This window comes from Streptomyces sp. NPDC041784 (genome assembly GCF_055591025.1).
This window is the reverse complement of the sequence record NZ_JBVJAB010000032.1, coordinates 46,808-62,704: the sequence shown is the minus strand read 5'-3', so window position 1 is coordinate 62,704 and position 15,897 is coordinate 46,808. Positions and strand designations below refer to the sequence as shown.

At 73.3% G+C, this 15,897-nt stretch carries 14 protein-coding genes; 7 read left to right on the top strand and 7 right to left on the bottom strand.

Going from position 1 to position 15,897, the window contains the following annotated elements:
- Positions 1 to 6 precede the first annotated feature (6 nt).
- From ACZ6D7_RS39855 to ACZ6D7_RS39840, 4 genes are all read left to right on the top strand, one after another.
- Positions 7 to 1,482, top strand: coding sequence for an APC family permease (locus ACZ6D7_RS39855; RefSeq protein ID WP_469501688.1), 1,476 nt, complete (start codon positions 7 to 9; stop codon positions 1,480 to 1,482).
- Positions 1,483 to 1,493: 11 nt separating this feature from the next.
- Entirely contained in the window at positions 1,494 to 2,450 is a 957-nt protein-coding gene (locus ACZ6D7_RS39850; RefSeq protein ID WP_469501686.1) for a hypothetical protein, read from the top strand.
- A 126-nt stretch (positions 2,451 to 2,576) separates the two neighbouring features.
- On the top strand, positions 2,577 to 3,764 hold the full coding sequence (locus ACZ6D7_RS39845; protein WP_469501685.1) for an amidohydrolase: 1,188 nt from the start codon (positions 2,577 to 2,579) through the stop codon (positions 3,762 to 3,764).
- Between the two features lie 26 nt (positions 3,765 to 3,790).
- Complete coding sequence (locus tag ACZ6D7_RS39840; RefSeq protein WP_469501683.1) at positions 3,791 to 4,876, top strand: ArsR/SmtB family transcription factor; 1,086 nt, start codon at positions 3,791 to 3,793, stop codon at positions 4,874 to 4,876.
- A gap of 16 nt (positions 4,877 to 4,892) precedes the next feature.
- On the opposite strand, the gene prcB is transcribed toward ACZ6D7_RS39840, so the two are convergent.
- The 3 genes from prcB to ACZ6D7_RS39825 form a co-directional block, all read right to left on the bottom strand.
- Positions 4,893 to 5,747, bottom strand: a complete 855-nt coding sequence (gene prcB, locus ACZ6D7_RS39835) for a proteasome subunit beta (protein ID WP_469501681.1) — start codon at positions 5,745 to 5,747, stop codon at positions 4,893 to 4,895.
- A gap of 98 nt (positions 5,748 to 5,845) precedes the next feature.
- Positions 5,846 to 6,784 (bottom strand): lysylphosphatidylglycerol synthase domain-containing protein, encoded by a 939-nt coding sequence (locus ACZ6D7_RS39830; protein ID WP_469501678.1) that lies wholly within the window; start codon positions 6,782 to 6,784, stop codon positions 5,846 to 5,848.
- Positions 6,781 to 8,274, bottom strand: coding sequence for a hypothetical protein (locus tag ACZ6D7_RS39825; RefSeq protein WP_469501676.1), 1,494 nt, complete (start codon positions 8,272 to 8,274; stop codon positions 6,781 to 6,783). Before ACZ6D7_RS39825 ends, ACZ6D7_RS39830 begins: the two co-directional genes overlap by 4 nt.
- 140 nt (positions 8,275 to 8,414) lie before the next feature.
- Between ACZ6D7_RS39825 and ACZ6D7_RS39820 the strand changes: the two genes are divergently transcribed.
- The 3 genes from ACZ6D7_RS39820 to ACZ6D7_RS39810 are packed head-to-tail and all read left to right on the top strand — an operon-like array spanning position 8,415 to position 10,334.
- Positions 8,415 to 9,122 carry a nucleoside/nucleotide kinase family protein gene (locus ACZ6D7_RS39820; RefSeq protein ID WP_469501728.1) on the top strand — a complete coding sequence of 236 codons (708 nt, stop codon included), beginning with the start codon at positions 8,415 to 8,417 and terminating at the stop codon, positions 9,120 to 9,122.
- Positions 9,058 to 9,654: a hypothetical protein gene (locus ACZ6D7_RS39815; RefSeq protein WP_469501673.1), complete on the top strand. Its 597-nt coding sequence runs from the start codon at positions 9,058 to 9,060 to the stop codon at positions 9,652 to 9,654. Before ACZ6D7_RS39820 ends, ACZ6D7_RS39815 begins: the two co-directional genes overlap by 65 nt.
- Before the next feature lie 41 nt (positions 9,655 to 9,695).
- The gene (locus ACZ6D7_RS39810) at positions 9,696 to 10,334 is read left to right on the top strand and encodes a DUF6461 domain-containing protein (RefSeq protein ID WP_469501670.1); all 639 of its coding nucleotides are present in this window, start codon (positions 9,696 to 9,698) and stop codon (positions 10,332 to 10,334) included.
- On the opposite strand, the gene ACZ6D7_RS39805 is transcribed toward ACZ6D7_RS39810, so the two are convergent.
- The 4 genes from ACZ6D7_RS39805 to ACZ6D7_RS39790 are packed head-to-tail and all read right to left on the bottom strand — an operon-like array spanning position 10,321 to position 15,746.
- Positions 10,321 to 12,156: a hypothetical protein gene (locus tag ACZ6D7_RS39805; RefSeq protein ID WP_469501668.1), complete on the bottom strand. Its 1,836-nt coding sequence runs from the start codon at positions 12,154 to 12,156 to the stop codon at positions 10,321 to 10,323. The two genes, ACZ6D7_RS39810 and ACZ6D7_RS39805, sit on opposite strands and share 14 nt — an antisense overlap.
- A 49-nt stretch (positions 12,157 to 12,205) precedes the next feature.
- The gene (locus tag ACZ6D7_RS39800; protein ID WP_469501665.1) at positions 12,206 to 13,924 is read right to left on the bottom strand and encodes a hypothetical protein; all 1,719 of its coding nucleotides are present in this window, start codon (positions 13,922 to 13,924) and stop codon (positions 12,206 to 12,208) included.
- A gap of 2 nt (positions 13,925 to 13,926) precedes the next feature.
- The gene (locus tag ACZ6D7_RS39795; RefSeq protein WP_469501662.1) at positions 13,927 to 14,829 is read right to left on the bottom strand and encodes a carbohydrate ABC transporter permease; all 903 of its coding nucleotides are present in this window, start codon (positions 14,827 to 14,829) and stop codon (positions 13,927 to 13,929) included.
- A complete protein-coding gene (locus ACZ6D7_RS39790) occupies positions 14,826 to 15,746 on the bottom strand; it encodes a carbohydrate ABC transporter permease (RefSeq protein ID WP_469501659.1) in 921 nt (306 codons plus the stop codon). The genes ACZ6D7_RS39795 and ACZ6D7_RS39790 overlap by 4 nt, the downstream gene beginning before the upstream one ends.
- Positions 15,747 to 15,897: the final 151 nt, after the last annotated feature.

The window sequence follows — 15,897 nt, the reverse complement described above, 5'->3', positions numbered from 1 at the left end:
GCAAGCATGAGCAACAGCACCGGACGTGGGCTCCAGGCGAACGTCCTCGGTACTTTCGACACGGTGGTGATGGCGGTCGCGGGCAGCGCGCCCGCGTACTCCATCGCCGCCACGACGGCGGTCCTGGTCGGCGCGGTGGGGCTGGCCGGCCCGGCGGCGCTGCTGTACTGCGCGATACCCATGCTGGGCATCGCGCTCGCCTTCAGCCGGCTCAGCCGGATCGATGTGAACGCGGGCGCCAGTTACTCCTGGGTGGGGCGGACGCTCCACCCCTTTCTGGGCTTCATCAGTGGCTGGGCGCTGGTCGTCTCGGCCACCATCTTCATGGTGGCGGGGTCGCTGCCGGCCGGGTCGATGACGCTGGCCCTGTTCGACGAGGGCCTGGCGGACAACACGGCGCTGTCGACGCTGGTGGGCGCCGCCTGGTTCGTGCTGATGCTGGCGGTGGTGCTGGGCGGGGCCCGGCTCACGGTGCGCGCCCAGCTGATCATGTCGGGCGTGGAGCTGGTGATCCTGGCGCTGTTCGCGCTGCTGGCGCTCCTGCACACAGAGGACAACGCCCTGGAGTTCGACTGGTCGTGGCTCGGATTCGGCCATTTCGACGGGGTTGCCGGGTTCGCGTCGGGCGCGCTGGTGGCGGCGTTCTACTACTGGGGCTGGGACGTGACCAGCAATCTCAGTGAGGAGACGCGCAACAGCCGCCGCACGACGGGCCTCGCGGGACTGGTCGGGGTGGGCATCGTCTTCCTGCTGTTCGAGGTGTTCACCATCGCGGTGAACGTGATCCTCAGCGCGCGGGAGATCGAGGACAACGGCGCCAACGTGCTGGCCGCGCTGGGCGAGGAGGTGTGGCCGGGGATCGGCGGGAAGCTGCTGATCGTCGCCGTGATGCTGTCCACCATCGCCACCCTGGAGACCACGCTCATCCAGGTCACCCGCTCGCTGTTCGCGATGGGCCGGGACCGTACGATGCCGACCGCGCTGGGCCGGGTGCACCGCACCTGGAACACGCCGTGGGTGGCGATCGTGGTGGTCGGCGCGGTGGCGCTGATGATGTTCGTGGCCTCCAACGCGCTGGGCTCGGTGGGCGACATCCTCTCCGACGCGATCTCGGCGATCGGGCTCCAGATCGCCGTCTACTACGGCCTCGCGGGCCTGGCCGCGGTCGTCGCCTACCGCAAGACCCTGCTGAACTCCGCGTCCGACTTCCTTCTCGGCGGGCTGTGGCCGCTGTTCGGCTCGCTGTTCATGTTCTGGATCCTCTTCGAGTCGCTGGGCGAGCTGGAGCCGGCGGCGATCGCCATCGGCCTCGGCGGGCTGGCCGTGGGGCTGGTGCCGATGCTCTGGTACTGGCGGCGGGGCAGCGACTACTACCGGCCCGCCCGGCTGGACGCCTCGCGTACCGTCGAGGCCGACTACGTGTCCGACCGGCACGCGGCGGAGCGGTCCTCGTCCCACGAGGGTCTTCCGACCGACTTCTGAGGGGGAACGTGATGGCGCGAGACCGCTTCGTTCCCGACTTCGACCCCGACTGCGGGGACACGTCCCTGTCCTCCGCGCGCCACGACATCGTCATCGGCCGCTGGCAGGGGCTGCGCGACCTGCTGCGGGAGACCGGGCCCGACTGGCTCGCCCGCGGTCACCGGGTCCGGCTGCTCGCCCAGGCCTGCGCGGGCAGTTCGACGGTGGAGTCCTGGCTGGCCGCGGAGCCGCACAGCGCGGACGCGCTGGTGCTGCGCGCGGCCACGGAGACGGCCCGGGCGTTCAACCTGGCCATCGCCGCGGGCCGGGGGGCGACGATCGACCAGCAGCGGATCGACGCGGCGGTGCTGGCGTGTCTGTCGGCGGCCGAGGCGTATCTGGACGACCCGACGCCGTGGATCTCCCTGATCTCGGTCGCCCGGCTCTACCCGGCGGGTGTCCGCCGGCAGGAACTGGCGCGCTGGTGGGACGAGTTGCACCGGCGCGACCCGTACAGCATGGAGGGCCATCTCCAGGTGCTGCACTACTACTCCTCCCGCTGGCACGGCTCGCACGGCCTGATGTACGACTTCGCCCGGGACGCGGCCGGCGTGGCGCCCAGGGGCTGCCCGCTGCCGGTGCTGGTGCAGTACGCGCGCGTCGAGGAGTACCGCTACGCCGTCGACACCACGCAGGGCCGCTCCACGGCCGTGGGCCTGGGCCAGCACTGGGCCAACGACGGCGCGGTCAGCGACGTCCGCCGCACCTGGGAGCGGTGGATCATGGGCCGGGCCCGCGACGCCGTCCGCCCCGGCGAACTCCGCGACCTCAACCACCTGGCCCACGCGGCCTGTTCGGCGGGGGTCCAGGACGTCGCCGCTCCCCTCCTGCGGCTCCTGGGCACCCGCGCCACCCGCACCCCCTGGTCCTACACCGGCGACCCCGCCCAGCAGATCACCCGCTGGCGCAAGGAGTGGGTGCGCGGCTGAGCGTCCGCCCCGCCGGCCCGGTCCCGGAGTTACCTGGCACGCGGTAACCAAGGGGGCCGCGGGGCGGCGCGGCCCCAGGCTCGTCGGTGGGTGACGGCGTGTCACCGCAGACGAGGGGGAGTCCTCATGACCGTGTCGCTTCAGGCGTTGGCCGGTGAGATCGCCGGGCTGCGGGCCCGGATGGAGCAGGTGAGCCGTGCCGTGCACGGACGGCCGGAGCTGAAGTTCGAGGAGCACCACGCACAGCGGGTCCTCACCGAGTGGCTGGTGGAGTCGGGGTTCGTGGTGGCGGCGGGGCCGGCCGGCCTCGACACCGCGTTCGTGGCGGTGCACCAGGGGCCGGTGCCGGGGCCGTGTGTCGCCGTGCTGGCGGAGTACGACGCGCTGCCCGGGGTCGGGCACGGGTGCGGGCACAACCTGATCGCGGCGGGCGGCGCGGCGGCCGCGATCGGGACGGTGCGGGCGCTGCCGGCGCATCCGGGGACGGTCCTGGTGATCGGGACGCCGGGCGAGGAGATGGGCGGCGCCGGGAAGGTGCTGCTGGCCGAGGCCGGGGTGTTCGACGAGGTGGACGCGGCGGTGATGTTCCATCCCTCGGACCGGTCGGCGACCACCCAGCACGCCCTGGCGGCGGCCCATCTGCGGGTGGCCTTCACCGGCCGCAGCGCGCACGCCGCGAAGTCGCCGTGGGAGGGGCGCAGCGCGCTCGCGGGTGTCCAGGTGTTCCTCAACGCCGTCGACGCGCTGCGGCAGTTCGTGCCGCCGACCGCCCGGCTGCACGGCGTCGTCTCGGACGGGGGCCAGGCCCCGAACGTGGTCCCGGCGCGGGCCGCGGTCGACCTGTACGTCCGGGACGTCACCACGGCGGCGGCCGAGGCGCTGGTCGAGCGGGTGCGCGCCGCGGCCGAGGGCGCGGCCCTGGCGACCGGGACCCGGGCGGAGGTCACGGAGACCGGTCCGCTGTACGCCGAGCGCCGCGACAGCCGGGTCCTGGCCGCCCGCTTCGGCGCGGCGGTACGCGCACTGGGCCTGCGCATCGGGCCCGCCGCCCCGGACGCGCCCGCGGGTTCCTCCGACATCGGCAACCTCTCGCGGCTGCTGCCGGTGATCCATCCGTACGTCCAGATCGCCGAGGCGGGGACGCCCGCCCACTCGGAGGCGATGCGGGACGCGGCCGCGACGCCCTTCGCGCACGACCGCACGCAGCTCGCGGCGACCGGACTGGCCCGGGTGGTCGCCGATCTGCTCACCGATCCGGAGCTGCTCGCCGCGGCCCGCGCGGAGTTCGCGGCCGCCGGCGCGCCGGCGCGCTGATCCCGGGCACTCCGTACACTCCCGTCATGTCGGTCGTGATCATCCTGGACGGTGCCGTCCCCAGCCGGTTCACCGTCACGGTGTCGCCTTTCGCGGAACTGGCCGCGTGTCTGCACGTCCTGACGGAGCACGACCACCACCCGGAGCGCTCGGCGTGGGCCCGGGAGGTCACCGGCGCCGCCCCGCCCGCGTTCCGGGCGGGGCTGCGCCGCTTCGCCCCGCTCTGGACGGCCCTGCGCTGGCGCGGCTTCTACCCGGGCCTGGACGCCACCGCCCCGCCCGGCCACGGCACACCGCTCGCCGCGCTGCCGCTGGACCGGTTCGCCGAACTCACCGCGTACACCTGCGCCAGCGGCTACCACGGGTTCGCCTTCGGCCGGGTCCTGCACGATCCCGCGCAGGCGGCGGCGCTGCGCCGGATCGCGTCGGGGCTGGCCGAGCCGCACCCGAGGCTGGCCGCGGACCTGCTGCGCGACGCGGCGGCGCTGCGCGCGGACGTCGCCGCCTTCGTCGACCTGTGCCGGCGGGTCTTCTTCGACGCGCTGTGGGCGTCCACCGAACCGCTGCTGGCCCGCGCCGCGCACCGGGTGCGGCAGCGGCTCGCGGACGAGGGTCCGGCCGCCGCGCTGGTCTCACTGAGCCCGTCCACCGCCCGGGTCGCCAGCGGGACGGCGGGCGGGCCCGAGCGGGTCGTCTTCGACAAGGTCCACCACGCCGTCGTCAGCCCGGCCCGCACCCCGGTCGTCCTCATCCCGACCCTGTACGGCGCCCCGCACCTGCTGGTGAAGAACGAGCCGGGGCTGACGCCCGTCGTCCACTTCCCGGTCGAGGCGCCGGACGTGGGGGTCACCCTCGCCCGCAGCCGGATGCTGGCGCTCACCGATCCGCGCAGGGTACGGCTGTGCCGGCTGATCGCGCGCCAGGCGATGACGACCGCCGATCTGGCGGCCCGGCTGGCGATGACCCGCCCTCAGGTCTCCCGTCATCTGCGCGTCCTGCGGGACCTGGGACTGGTGCGGGTGGAGCGCAACGGGCGGTACGTGCACTACGGGCTCGATGTCGCGGCGGTCGAACGCATCGGACGGGACGTGGCGGTGGCCCTCCAGTACTGAACGCCCCGCCGCCGGGTCACACGGTGGCGTTCGGACCGTCCGGCCTGCTGCCGCGCTGCTCGACCATCTCGCGGCTGAGGGCCTCGGTCTCCGCCTCGGGCAGCCGCTCGAAGCCGTCCTCGGTGATGACCGAGACGATCGGGAAGATCCGGCGGCTGATGTCGGGACCGCCGGTGGCGGAGTCGTCGTCCGCCGCGTCGTACAGCGCCTGGAGCGCGGCCAGGGCTGCCTCACGGCGCGTCATGTCCGGGTGGAACAGCTTCTTCAGCGCGCCGCGGGCGTACGGGGAGCCGGAGCCCTCGGCGTGGAACGGCGCCTTCTCGTAGAGGCCGCCGGCCACGTCGAAGCTGAAGATGCGGCCCCGCGCGCCCGGCGGTGCCGTGAAGTCGTAGCCGACGAGCAGGGGGACGACGGCGAGGCCCTGCATGGCCTGGCCGAGGTTCTGCCGGATCATCGAGGCCAGTCGGCGCGCCTTGGCGCCGAGGGTCATGGGGATGCCCTCGACCTTCTCGAAGTGCGTCAGCTCCACCTGGTACAGCTTCACCATGTCCACGGCGAGACCGACGGTGCCGGCGAAGGCGACGGCGGTGTGGTCGTCGGCCGGGTGGACCTTCTCCAGGTCGCGCTGGGCGATGACGTGGCCCATGGTGGCCCGGCGGTCGCCCGCGATGAGGACACCGTCGCGGTAGGCGAGGGCCAGCACGGTCGTCCCGTGCGGGAACCGGTCGGGCGCGGCGGCGACCCCGTCGGGGAACGGGCGCCCGGTCGGGAGCAGTTCGGGTCGGTGCGCCGCCAGGAACTCGGTGAACGACGAGCTGCCCGTCGTGAAGAACGCGTCCGCCGGCCTGCCGGCCCGTCCGCTGTCCGTCATGCCATTCCCCCTCGCCGCCGTCTCCGACACCCCCACTACCTACCTGCGCCCGGCGGCCGGGAAACACGGGCCCGGCCGGCCGGGGCGGTCCGTGCCGGTCACAGCGACCGCCGCCGGATCAGCACCCCGAGCACGATCAGGCCGGGGACCAGCGGCAGCCACACCGTCAGCAGCCGGTATCCGAGCACCGCGGAGGCGGCGGTCGCGGCCGGGGAGCCGGCGGCGGTGAGGGCGAGGGCGAGCACGGCGTCGAGCGAGCCGAGTCCGCCCGGGGTGGGCAGCAGGGCGGCGGCGCTGCTCGCGGCGAGGTAGAGCAGGGCCAACCGGTCCGGGCCGAGCGGCAGGTCGACGGCGCGGGCGACGGCGATCAGCACGAGGGCGTGCAGCAGGGCGAAGGCGAGCGAGCCGCCCCACAGCGCCGCCGCCCGCTCCGGCCGGGCGTGGACGGCCCGGATGTCCGCGGCCACCGCGGCGAGCGCCCGCCGGCAGCGCGGCCACAGCAGGACGGTGACGGTGGCGCAGACGGCCGCGCCGGCCACGGCCACCGCGCCGCCCCAGGCGTGCGGGACCCGCAGCACGCCCGGGCAGAGGGTGGCGAGGACGGCGATCAGGGCGGCGCGCGCGACCCCGCCGGCCGTCGCCTTGACCGCGACCGCGGTGGCCGAGCCGCCGGCCGGCAGTCCGCAGCGCATGAGGAAGCGCAGGTTGACGGCGCCCGCGCCGAGCCCGGCGGGCAGCACGTGGTTGGCGGCGGAGGCGGCGAGCTGCGCGGCCACGAGCCGTGCCGGGGGCAGCCGCCGCAGCACGGCGCCCTGCAGGGCGAGCGCCGCGCACAGCCAGGTCGCGACGGCGGCCGCGGCCCCGGCCAGCAGCCAGCCGTGGTCGGCCACGGCGAGCCGCAGGGCGCCGGTCTCCAGCACGGGCCAGTGCCGGCGGGCCAGCCAGCCGGCGGCCACGAGGACGGTGAGCGTGAGGGCGGTCTGCCAGTAGGCCGCCCGGCCGCGGGTGGGTGCGGCGGTGACCTGCTCGGACGTCATAGGGGCCGCTTCCGGTCCGGGGCGGGCGCGATGTGCAGGCGCAGCAGCGGGGAGCGGTGGGTCGCCCAGTCGCGGGCGTAGGCGGGCGGCGCCCCGCCGGGCCGGGTGAGGACGGCGGTCGGGATCCGCCGGGCGGTGCGCCGGACGGCCGCCTCGGTGGAGTTGACGTTGTGTCCCCGGACGTTCGCCGAGGAGCAGCCGGCGTAGTAGGCGACGGGGATGGCGTCGGCCCCGGTGAGCAGGCAGGGCGGGCGGACACCGAGCCGGTGCAGCTGCGCGGCGGCTCGGGCCCAGTCGCGGTGGTGGGCGGTGGTGCGGTCCACGGTGCGGTCGAGGACCACGTACTGCACGGCCAGATGCCCGGCGAGGGCGAGCGCGGTGACCGTCGCGACGAGCGGACGCGGGCGGCCGTCCGGGCGGGTGACCAGGTGGAGCAGGGCGTCGGCGACCGGGATCGCGAGGAGGGCGTAGGCGGGCAGCAGGAAGCGCGGCGCCGCGTATCCGATCATGAACAGGTAGGGGAAGGCGGCCGTCGTGGCGCAGACCAGCGGGAGCAGGGTGGGCGGGGTGCGCCGGGCGCGGACCGCGAACGCCAGTCCGGCGGCGGCGAGCAGCGGGAGGACGAACCACCAGGCCGTGATCACCGGGTGGGGCAGGGAGCCGGTGCACGGGCGGCACAGGGTGCGCCCGACCAGGCCGCGCAGCTGGTCGTCGACGGCGAGGTTCCAGCCGAGGCCGCCCTGGATGCGGGAGGCCTCGGACAGCCGCCGCCCGAGACCGCCGTGGGCGATGTACGCCTCGATCACCCACTGCGCGCCTCCTGCCGCGAGGCCCCCCAGGAGGACGACCGCGAGGCGGCGGTGGCGCAGGACGGCCAGGACGAGCAGCGGCAGGGCGAGCCACACGGCGTCCGTGGGCCGCATCCACGCCATGAGAGCGGCGCCCGCGGCGAGGCCCCAGAGGGCGGCGCGGTCGCGCCGGTCGGCGGATGCCCGCAGGAAGCAGCCGACGCAGGCCAGGCCGCCGAGGGCGACCCAGAGGTTGGGCATGGCCTGCGGACCGTAGAAGAGGGTCACCCACAGGGAGGCGAAGAGCGCGCCGGCGACGACCAGGACGCGGTCCGGGAACAGCCCGCGCCATACGCGCAGGGCGAGGTGGAGGACCAGGCCGGACAGGAGGGCCAGGTAGACCCTCAGCAGTTCCGTCGACGTCGACCAGGTCACGACCGGCGCCACCAGCAGGGAGACGCCCCGGGAGCGCGGTGCGCTGAAGAAGGCGGGCGGCGCCTGGGCGGCGTACTGGCTGACGTACACCGTCTCGTCCCAGCCGAGGCCCAGGCCGGGGCGGACGAGGAGCAGCTGGGCGAGGGTGAAGGCGCCGGCCACGGCGGCGAGCGGCCAGGCGCAGCGGGTCCGCCACGGTGTGCCGGGCCCGTTCGCCGGAGCGCGTCGCCGTCCGCCGACGAGCACGACGTTCGCGCCGTTGACCATGACCCACCCCTGCCCGGGATCAGTGGAGACAGAAATCCAGAGAAACGATAAAACACGGTCAAACTAACCCACTTAGCGTGGGTTTGCAGGGCCGGATACGCCCACCGGGGCATCAGCAGGCTGCGACACTCGGCTGTGTGCTGACTTTCGACGACCTGTGTCAACGGGCCCGCTCCCTCGTCGGGAACGGCCGGCGGCGTGCCCTTCTCGGTATCGCCGGCAGCCCGGGCGCGGGCAAGACCACCCTCGCCGAACGCCTGGTGCGGGAACTGGGCGGTGACGGTGGCGAGCCCTGGGCGGCGCACGTCCCCATGGACGGCTTCCACCTGGCCGACGTCGAACTCGACCGTCTCGGCCGCCGCGACCGCAAGGGCGCGCCGGACACCTTCGACGCGGCCGGCTACGCGGCGCTGCTGCGCCGGCTGCGGGAGGAGGCGGACGGTGCGGACATCGTGTACGCGCCCGGTTTCGAGCGGGTGCTGGAGCAGCCGCTGGCGGGCGCGGTCCCGGTGCCGCGGTCGGCCCGGCTGATCGTCACGGAGGGCAACTACCTGCTCCTCGGCACGGGCGCGTGGGCGCGGGTGCGGGCCGCGCTGGACGAGGTCTGGTTCTGCGAGACCGACGAGGCGGAGCGGGTGCGCCGGCTGGTCGCGCGGCACGAGGAGTTCGGCAAGGGGCACGAGGAGGCGGTGGCGTGGGTGCTGGGGACCGACCAGGGCAACGCCGACCTGGTGGCGGCCACACGGGAGCGGGCCGATCTGGTGGTCCGCATAGGGTGGCCGCATGGGGCTGGACATCACCGTGCTGGCGGTGGACTGGGGGCGGTTGGAGCGGACGCCGGCGGCTGAGCGGCAGGGCCTGCTGTACGAGGCGGCCTGCCCGGACGACACCGACCGGGACGCGGAACCCGAGGCCGGCTGGGTGATCCCCGCCTCTCCTCTGGTGCCGTGGAGCGGCCGGTACGAGTTCCACAGCACCAGCGGATCCTACAAGCCGCACTTCTGGGCGGGCGAGGGCTGGGACACGGCGCGGACGTTCGCCGGCCCCGCGCTGCGGGAGGCCCTGGACGGCTTCCTCCTTCACCTGGTCGGGGAGGGCGAGGACCTCCCGGAGACCGGCCTTTTCCCCTCGGATCCCGCTCCGTGGCGGCCGAACCTGCTGGTCGCCTGCCCGCCCGCCGTCGTGTCCTCGCTGGCCGGCCACTGGTCCCGGGCCGACCCCCTGCTGGAGGGGCTGCGGGAGGAGTACGACCGGCACGCGGCCAGCCCGGGCGGCTGGATCGCGGACTTCGACGCCTTCGCGGTGCTGCTGCGCGAGTGGGCCGTGGTGGTCGAGGAGACGGCACGGCGCGGCTGGGGGCTGCTCGGACTGCCCATCTGACGGCCGACGGCGTTGTCGGTGGCGCCCGTTACCTTTCCCCCATGACCGACGGAATCGTGTGGCTGGTGGATCTGGACGGCTGGATGTCCAGTGTCGTGTTCGCGCGCGGGATCTCCCCCGAGGAGCTGGCCGTCCGCATGGGCGGCGCCCCCGGCGGGGCGACGGAACCGATCACCGACGCCGAGGTGTGGCGGCTCGGGATCACCGAGTGGCGCCCGGCGGCCGACGGGGACGGCGTGATCCGCGTGGGCAGCTCCGGGGACTGGTCCTTCGCGGTGGAGTACGGGGACTCCACCGGCGGGGACCTGCTGGCGGAGCTGTCCCGGGGCGGCGTCGAGGTCGTGCGGTACGTGCCGCCGCAGGAGCACCCGCCCGCCGACGTCCACTACGCCCGCGACGGGGTGTGGGTGTGCGGGTACGGGCTGCGGGAGGAGATCTGGCGCTGGGGCGAGGAGCCGGACCTGTTCCTGCCCGACCTGGTCGCGGCAGGCGTCCTCTCCCCCGACGGCAGGACGTATCTCCCGCCGGAGGACGAGGACTACAGGGCGGGATACCGCCGGAGCCTGGGCGTCGTGGAGCGCCGGTTCGGGCTCTCCCTCTCCCCCGCGGTCCTACAGGACGCCCGGCTGCCCGCCTACGCGGTGCGCGGCACCCCGCGGATGACCCTCAGTCCCGGCTGACGGCCCGCAGCGTCAGCAGCGGTTCACCGCGGGCGTCGTCGGCGCCGAGGACCGCCGTGAAGGCGTCCGTCCGTACCGCCAGGCCCTCCTCGGTCCACTCCGCCGACACCGTGAACGGCTCCTCGGTGCCGTAGCGCACCGCGAACACGTGCAGGTCGTCCGGCGCGTCCGCGACCGGTCCGGCCTCCAGGGCGGTCGAGGCGACCAGGTGCTTCCAGCCCTCGTCGGGGTTGCCGTAGCCACGCGGGTCGGCGGCGAGGGCGAAGGCGGCCTGCTCCTGGGTGAGATCGGCGCGGGCGTCGAAACGGTCGGCGCCGGCGGCCTCGGGGTGGGTGAGCCGCAGCGCGCCCGCCGAGGAGACGGCGGCGCGTGCCGTACGGCGGACCCGGTCGCCGTCGTCCTCGGCGTACGGCAGACCGGCCAGCAGGTACGGCGTGCCGGGGAGGCGCTCGACGGCGACCGTGGTCCACAGGGTGGTGCCGTCGGTGACGTACAGGGAGCTCATGTGCCGCAGGACGTGGTCGCGGCCGACGACCGGCTTGGTGACCAGCTTGGCGGTCAGGCCGTCGGCGCGCAGGTCGCGGACGCGCACCTCGCCCATGGGGCGGCAGAACAGGAAGCCGTCGAGGACGGGGCCGAAGCCGTGCTGGCGGTCGACGGCGGCGGGCAGCAGATAGGTGCCGGCCGCCTCGATCACCGCCGGGGTCATCCGGGAGTCGAAGGCCACCGAGACCGTGCCGGCCCGCAGCTGGTGCCGGGCGGGCTCGCTCGCCGGGGCGCGGTGCCAGGGCGTGCCGTCCTGGATCTGCCAGACCAGCATCCAGGCGAAGTGGCCGTCGACACCGCCGTCCGGCTTGACCGCGTGCCGCCCCCAGCGGGTGTCGCCCCGGTAGCGGCCCAGATCGGAGCCGATGCGGGCGCCGAAGTAGCGCAGTCCGAGGACGGACTCGAAACCGGAGTGCTGCTCGCTGTAGCGGGGGCCGCCGTTGTCGAAGCCGCCGTTCGTGAGCCGGGCGTCGATGTAGCGGGCGAGGGCGTCGCCGTCGTGCGCGAACATCTCCTCGCCGCTGACCCGGTGGGCCTGGGCGAGGAAGGAGAGGGAGATCGGGCCGTAGTTGTTGTCGTAGGCGCCGCCGTGCTCGGGGGGCAGCAGGGCGCCCCGGTCGGCGACCCGGTGGGCGCGGATCTTCCCGTCGTACAGCTCCAGCGCGCGCGAGCGGACCCGCTGCCCCTCCTCGGCGGGCAGGTGGCGGGCGAGCATCAGACCGCCCACCACGCATCCGATCGCCTGGTTGCCCGCCTCCTGCGGGTTGAAGAAGGTCGCCTCCGTCAGCCAGCTCCAGTAGCCGCGCGCCACCTCCAGCAGCTCGGCCCGCTGCCCCTCGTCGACCAGGCCCTCTGCCGTGTCGAGGACGTTCACGACCTGGAGCAGCGCCCACACCGTGCTCGGCCAGTCACCGATGGGGTGCGCGCCGGCCGCCAGCGTGTAGCGGGCGTGGGGCAGGCCGGAGTCGCGCACCCTCAGGTTCGGATAGCCGGGGTTGTCGTCGGTGTACACCCGCTCCCGCAGATGGAAGGCGAGGCTCCTGCGCACCGCCTCCGGGAGCCGCGGGTCCTTGCCGCGCTGCCAGGCGAGCGCGAGAAGGGAGGTGACGCCCAGGGAGGTGTCGCCGATGTCGTCGACGCAGTCGGGGTGTTCGAGGCTGCCCTCGGGCGTGAGGCGCGCGAGGGCCTGCTCGGTGACATCGGCGAGCACGGCGTCGTACGCCTCCGGAGTGTCCGGCAGGTCGTGCAGCGAACCGAGCTGGCGTGGGAGGTGCACGGGGATCAATCCTTCATGCCTGGGGTGGCCATGGCGTCATTCGTCGGGGTCACACGACAGGTGCGGGCCGGCGGGCGGACAGTGCGACGGTCAGCGTGTGCGGGCCGAGTCCACCGATGTAGACACGGTTCCCGGTCGTCGCATCGGTGCCGCCCACCACGGTGTAGTCCTGACCCGGGTCGTAGCGCAGTACGTCGCTCCGGTCCGGCCCGGCGAGCTGTTCGCCCGCCTCGACGTCGGCCTCGACCCGGATCTCGTCGTCACCGACCCGGTAGGTCATGGGCCCGGTCGTCAGGCACCAGCGTCCGTCGCCGATCGGTACGGCACCCTCTGGCACGCCGCCCGGCCGGAAGGTCAGTTCGAGGGCCCAGGGCACCCGTGGCCCGCTGATGTCGATCCGCAGGTCGGCGCCGTCTTCCCTCAGGTCCACCTCGACGCGGGTCGTGTGGGAGACCTCGTCCCGAGGCCGGACCGGGAAGGCCATCGCGGCCGAGAAGCGTCCCTCGTCCACCAGCCCGTAGACGCCGTCGTCCCGCCGCTGGTCCGTCGGGAGCGGCTGGTAGTAGGCGGCCGTGAGGGTTTCGGTGAGCCGGTACCGGTTGTCGGCGAGCTGTTGCACGGCGGCCGCGCGGAACGGGCCCAGGTCGAAGAACCCCCGCGAGAGACGGACCGCGTCGAGGACGGCGTCGCCGGCGAACAGACGCAGGATGGTGGGATTGCAGGCAAGGCCCGAGCGGATGCGCCGGTGCTCGGGCACGTCGGAGCCGCCGTACACCACCGTGTGCGCGGTGGCCGAGGCGCGTGCGGCGAGGCGTGCGGTGGTGATGTACCGGTCGCGTGGAAGTGTCTCCGCGGCCGGGGCCGGCAGGGCGCGGCACAGGTCCGGGGTGAGGAGGGTCTGGGCGAGCAGGTCGGGGTCGTCGATGCCGCCGGCGGCCGCCAGCCGCGCCGCCCGGGCGAAGTCGCCCCGGCCGGTGCGGACAGCGAGCAGCCGGTAGTGCGGCAGGTAGGGCGCCAGCGGGAACGGGAGGTACTGGTCCTGCCGTCGCGAGTGGACGGTCTCCACCGTGCCGTCCGGCCTGATGAGGTCCAGGGTCGTGGCGAGATGGCGTTCGACGGCGTCCTGAAGGTCGGCGCGGCCGAGCACGTCGGCCAGCAGCAGGAGCGACGGGTTCGTCACGTGGGTCGCGTAGACGGCGCTGCGCTCCGAGTACAGACCCTCCGCGTCGATGTCGACGCCCTCGGCGAGCCACTCCTCGACACGGTCGAGCAGCCGGCCGTCGGGGAACGACCGGTGCAGCCGGGCCAGCGCCGCGCACAGCTCCCAGCGGTGGTTCGGGGTGTGCACCCCGCCGGTGAGAAGGCTGCCGGTGGCGGCGCCGGCGATCTCGGCGAGCGCGGCCGTGACCTCACACAGATCCGGCCCCGCGCCGGCCGCGAGGACGTGCGCGTCGCACACGTCGTTGACGGTGAAGGCGGAGTCCGGCGGTGACTGCACGTTGTCGCCGCCCGCGAAGAGGCCGGAGGCCGTCTGCACGGCCCGCAGAGCGCGGAGGTGGGTCATCGCGGCGGCGACGGCCTGCCCGCTGCCGTGCAGAGCCGACTCCGGGGAACGGTACGCCGCGACCAGGGTCTTCACCCGGCGGGCCAGAACGCGGTGGGTCACACCGGCGGGTTCCACGTCCGGGCCGGCCGCCAGCGGGGCGGCCGACCGGTCGGCCGCGCACGCCACCGCGCGGACGAACTCGTGGTCGAGCGGGACGGGCAAGGTCAGTCCTTCAGGCCGGCGTTGATGTCGGCGTTCATGACGTATTTCTGGAAAACCAGGAAGACGACGATCAGAGGGATCATGGAGATGACCGATCCGCCGAGCAGCACCGACCAGTTGATGTTCTGCGCCCCGACGAGGCTCTGGATACCGATCTGCACGGTGAACTTCTCGGGGTCGTTCAGCATCAGCAGCGGCCAGATGTAGTCGTTCCACCGCCACTGGAACGACAGGATGGCGAGCGTCAGCATGATGGGCCGGGAGATCGGCACCATGATCCTCAGGAAGATCGACAGCTCACGCGCCCCGTCGATGCGGGCGGCCTCGATGAGCTCGTCGGGGACCGTCAGGAAGAACTGACGGAACATGAAGCAGCCGGTCGCGGTGAGCAGGGCCGGGAGGATGATGCCGGCGAGCGAGTTGTAGAGGCCGAGGTCGCGGACCACCAGGAACTGCGGGGCGAGCATGACCTCGGACGGCAGCATCGTGGTGGCCAGGATGCCGACGAAGAAGACCTTGAGCCACTTGTTGTCGTACTTGGCCAGCGCGTACCCGGTGCAGCAGCTGACCCCCACCGTGAGGATCGTCGCGATCACACACACGACGGTCGTGTTGATGAAGTACTGGGAGAAGTTGGCGCTTTCCCACGCCGCCTTGTAACCCGAGACGGTGGGGTTGTTCGGAAACAGCGTCAGCGGAAGGGAGAACAGGTCTCCCGCCGGTTTGAAGGAGCTGAGGACGAACCACAGCACCGGCACCGCGTAGAGGGCCGCCAGGACCCACAGCAAGGTCGTCGCGGACACCGCGCGCCTGAACTCACCGCCGCGCCCACTGCGGGGCCGCTTTTTGGAGCCGGCCCGTACAGAACCGGCGTCCACCTTGCGCGGCATGTCTGTGGTTGTCATCGGTTCTCCACCCGCCGGTTGACCATCATCTGGATGACCGCGATGACCATCAGGATGAGCATGAGCACGAACGACGCGGCGCTCGCGTAGCCGATCTGGCCCGTCTTGAAGCCGGTCTGGTAGATGTACTGGACGAGCAGGTTGTTCGACGTTCCGGGTCCGCCGTTGTTGAGGGAGGCGAACAGCGGGTATTCCTTCATCGCGTGGATCGTGTTGAGCAGGATGACGATGAAGGAAGTCGGCGCGATGCTCGGCAGTGTGATGCTGACGAACTGGCGCCACGGTCCGGCGCCGTCGAGCGCGGCCGCCTCGTAGTACGAGGTGGGCACGTTCTTGATCGCCGCGATGAACAGCAGCATGGAGAAGCCCGTCCAGGCCCAGGACGCCGCCACCACGACCACGATCAGCGACAGGTCCGCGTTCGACTGCCACGGAACGGCACTTCCGCCGAACTTCTCGATGAGGTAGTTGACCAGTCCGAAGTTCTCGCCGAACAGCCACCGCCACAGGACACCCACGACGATGGGCGACAGCAGCCACGGGATGAAGAAGAAGACACGGGCGACCGACACGCCCTTCGCGTGCTTGCTCACCAGTACGTTCGCGATGAGCAGCGAGAACACGAAGTTCAGCGGAACGAAGAGCACGGTGTACAGCAGCGTCCGGGCCAGCGCGTCGTAGAAGGTGGAGTCCCCGGCCAGATTCTGGTAGTTGTCCACTCCGACGAACTGGAACGATCCCACGCCCGTGTAGTTCGTGAAGGAGTAGACAAGTCCGATCACCGCCGGCCAGAGGAAGAACAGCGCGAAGAGCACGACGTTGGCCGCGATGAGGACGAGCGGCGCGAAGGTGTACTTGCTGCGTCTCCTGGTCGGGCTCGGCGGGCTCGTGGACACGTCCGAGGCGCGTTTTGTCATCTTCCTGACTCCGTGCTGGTGGATGGGATTGCGGTGGGCTCATGCCACGAGCCCGGCATCACGCGGGTGTCCGGGGCCGGGGGGGGGGGGGGGGGGGGGGGGGGGGGGGGGGGGGGGGGGGAGGGGGGGAGCGCGGGGGTGGGCGCGTGGG

Bases quoted from the DNA above. Each gene is read 5' to 3' on its own strand.
- ACZ6D7_RS39855 (WP_469501688.1), top strand. From the start codon at position 7: ATGAGCAACAGCACCGGACGTGGGCTCCAGGCGAACGTCCTCGGTACT.
- ACZ6D7_RS39850 (WP_469501686.1), top strand. From the start codon at position 1,494: ATGGCGCGAGACCGCTTCGTTCCCGACTTCGACCCCGACTGCGGGGAC.
- ACZ6D7_RS39845 (WP_469501685.1), top strand. From the start codon at position 2,577: ATGACCGTGTCGCTTCAGGCGTTGGCCGGTGAGATCGCCGGGCTGCGG.
- ACZ6D7_RS39840 (WP_469501683.1), top strand. From the start codon at position 3,791: ATGTCGGTCGTGATCATCCTGGACGGTGCCGTCCCCAGCCGGTTCACC.
- prcB (WP_469501681.1), bottom strand. From the start codon at position 5,747: ATGACGGACAGCGGACGGGCCGGCAGGCCGGCGGACGCGTTCTTCACG.
- ACZ6D7_RS39830 (WP_469501678.1), bottom strand. From the start codon at position 6,784: ATGACGTCCGAGCAGGTCACCGCCGCACCCACCCGCGGCCGGGCGGCC.
- ACZ6D7_RS39825 (WP_469501676.1), bottom strand. From the start codon at position 8,274: ATGGTCAACGGCGCGAACGTCGTGCTCGTCGGCGGACGGCGACGCGCT.
- ACZ6D7_RS39815 (WP_469501673.1), top strand. From the start codon at position 9,058: ATGGGGCTGGACATCACCGTGCTGGCGGTGGACTGGGGGCGGTTGGAG.
- ACZ6D7_RS39810 (WP_469501670.1), top strand. From the start codon at position 9,696: ATGACCGACGGAATCGTGTGGCTGGTGGATCTGGACGGCTGGATGTCC.
- ACZ6D7_RS39795 (WP_469501662.1), bottom strand. From the start codon at position 14,829: ATGACAACCACAGACATGCCGCGCAAGGTGGACGCCGGTTCTGTACGG.
- ACZ6D7_RS39790 (WP_469501659.1), bottom strand. From the start codon at position 15,746: ATGACAAAACGCGCCTCGGACGTGTCCACGAGCCCGCCGAGCCCGACC.